We start from the raw sequence: 2,744 nt of genomic DNA on the forward strand, positions 1-2,744 counted from the left end.
GACCGGCACGCCCCACCCAGGCAGCCCCCGCAAACGCGGCAACCGCTCCCCCGGTGAAGGCCGCATGGCCGCGATGCTGCTCTCCCCCACCATCCTGGTGCTGGCCCTGGTGATCGTGTACCCGCTGCTCTCCGCCGTGCACCAGTCCCTGTTCCGCGCCGAATCCGGCCTGGACGCGGACGGCTTCGTCTCCGATGTCGAGTCCTTCGTGGGCCTGGCCAACTACGCCGACCTGTTCGTCGGCGAATCCGGCCGGCGCTTCCTGAACGCCTTCGCCAACACCACCTTCTTCACCGTCACCACGGTGTTCCTCGAGACCGTCCTGGGCCTCTGCCTGGCCCTGGCCATGAACCGGGCGTTCCGCGGCCGGTCCTTCCTGCGCGCCAGCATCCTGGTCCCGTGGGCCGTCCCCACCGCCGTCTCCGGCCTGCTGTGGCGCTGGATCTTCCAGTCCGACGGCATCGCTAACAACCTCCTCGGATCCGAAATCCTCTGGACCGCCGAAGGCAACGCCTCCAAACTCGCCGTCATCATCGCCGAGGTCTGGAAGACCGCCCCGTTCATCGGGCTGCTGGTCCTGGCCGGCATGCAGATCATCCCCGGCGAGGTCTACGAGGCCGCCCGGATCGACGGCGCCGGCTGGTGGCGCCAGCTCGGCTCCATCACCCTCCCGCTGGTCAAGCCCACCCTCCTGGTGGCCGTGCTGTTCCGCATGCTCGACGCCCTGCGCATGTTCGACCTGCCCTTCGTGCTGATCGGTCCCGGCAAGGAATCCGTGGAAACCCTCTCCATGCTGGCGTGGGACGAATCCAACCAGCTCCGCTACGGCTCCGCGTCCGCGTTCGCCGTCATGCTCTTCCTGTACGTCGCCGTCGTCGCGATCGTGTTCGTGAAGGTGCTCGGCGCCGACGTCACCGGCGCCAAGGAACTGAAACTGCTGTCGAAGAAAACCGCCCGGAAGAACCGCCTCGCGGCAAACCAGGCGCCGGCCACCGCTGACCTGTCGACCGCTGACCAGGCGAACTCTGACCAGAAGAAGGACGAGGCCACCCGATGACCATCTCCGACCTCCGCAACGCCGCGGCGGACTCCGGCGCCGCCGCCCCAGCCGACGCCCCGCCGTCGAACCGGCCCAAAGCCAAGCGCACCTGGCGCTCCTACAGCGTCTATGCCGGCCTGGCCCTGATTTTCGCCTACTGCCTGGCCCCGTTCTACTGGATGCTGGTCTCCAGCCTCCGCCGCACCGCGGACATTTTCGACAACACCCTGCTGCCGGCCCCGTTCTCGCTGGAGAACTACGCCAAGGTGTTCGACGGCTCCACGATGTTCGGTCAGGCCCTGCTGAACTCCCTGATCGTGGCCGGCACCACCACCACGTTCGCGCTGGTCCTGGGCGTGTTCGCCGCCTACGCCATCTCCCGGCTGAACTTCCGCTTCAAGTCCGTGATCCTCGGCGTCATCATCGCCACCTCGATGTTCCCCGGCATCTCCGTCGTGGTGCCGCTGCTACGGCTCTTCACGGACATCGGCTGGATCAACACCTACCAGGCGATGATCGTGCCGAACCTGTCCTTCGCGATCCCGCTGGCGGTCTGGAACCTCACCACCTTTATGAAGGCCCTGCCGTTCGACCTTGAAGAGGCGGCCATGATCGACGGCTGCACCAAGTGGCAGGCGTTCCGCCGGGTGTTGCTGCCGCTCGCCGCGCCGGGCGTCTTCACCACCGCGATCCTGACGTTTATCCACAGCTGGAACGAGTTCATCATCGCCCTGTCCATGATCAACGACCCCAAGATCCAGACCGCCACGGTCGCGATCTCCAAGTTCACCGGCGCCACCGAATTCCAGGCGCCCTTCGGCGAGCAGATGGCCGCCGGCGTGATCGTCACCGTCCCGCTGGTGATCATGGTGCTGATCTTCCAGCGCCGGATCGTCGAAGGCCTCACAGCGGGCGCCAGCAAATGAGTCCTGTTGAGTCCGGCACCGTCGAGGAAACCACCCTCACGCCGGACGTGCACTGGTGGCAGTCCGCCGTGATCTACCAGGTCTATCCGCGCTCCTTCGCCGACGGCGACGGCGACGGCGTGGGCGACCTCGCCGGGCTTACCGCCCGGCTGCCGTACATCGCCTCGCTCGGCGTGGACGGGATCTGGATGACCCCGTTCCAGCCCTCCCCGCAGGTGGACCAGGGCTACGACGTGTCCGACTACTGCGGCGTGGACCCGCTGTTCGGCACCATGGAGCAGTTCGATGAGCTGCTGGATCTCGCCCACTCGCTGGGCCTGCGCGTCCTGCTCGACGTCGTCCCCAACCACTGCTCCTCGGAGCACCCGCTGTTCCAGGCGGCCCTCGCGGCTGCGCCGGGCTCGCCGGAACGGGACATGTTCCACTTTGTTGAAGGTTGCGACGACGAGACGCCCCCGAACAACTGGCAGAGCGTCTTCGGCGGCCGGGCCTGGAGCCGCGCCGCCCCCGGCTCGGCGACGGACACGGACTGGTACCTGCACCTCTTCTCCCCCGAACAGCCGGACTGGAACTGGCGCAACCCCGCCGTCGGCGACTACTTCGACGGCGTGCTCCGCTTCTGGTTCGACAAGGGCGTGGACGGCCTCCGGATCGACGTCGCGCACGCCCTGTTCAAGGCCGAGGGCCTGCCCGACTCGCCCTCCACCGGCGGGGTGGTGGACGGGCTGCGGTCCAACCCGCAGGTCTCGGACCAGGAGGAAGTCCACGAGGTCTACCGC

Annotated in this window: 3 protein-coding genes; all 3 read left to right on the forward strand. The window is 67.5% G+C overall.

Translation table 11 applies throughout. From position 1 onward, the window contains the following. A partial coding sequence (locus tag BJQ90_RS00360; RefSeq protein ID WP_226758331.1) for a carbohydrate ABC transporter permease occupies positions 1 to 1,057 on the forward strand: 1,057 nt, incomplete at its 5' end. Beyond that, positions 1,054 to 1,965, forward strand: coding sequence for a carbohydrate ABC transporter permease (locus BJQ90_RS00365; RefSeq protein ID WP_226758332.1), 912 nt, complete (start codon positions 1,054 to 1,056; stop codon positions 1,963 to 1,965). The genes BJQ90_RS00360 and BJQ90_RS00365, both read left to right, overlap by 4 nt. Further along, positions 1,962 to 2,744 (forward strand): alpha-amylase family glycosyl hydrolase (locus tag BJQ90_RS00370; RefSeq protein ID WP_264196792.1); only part of this gene is annotated, 783 nt, incomplete at its 3' end. The genes BJQ90_RS00365 and BJQ90_RS00370, both read left to right, overlap by 4 nt.

The organism is Arthrobacter sp. SO3 (genome assembly GCF_020532825.1).
Lineage (GTDB): Bacteria > Actinomycetota > Actinomycetes > Actinomycetales > Micrococcaceae > Arthrobacter.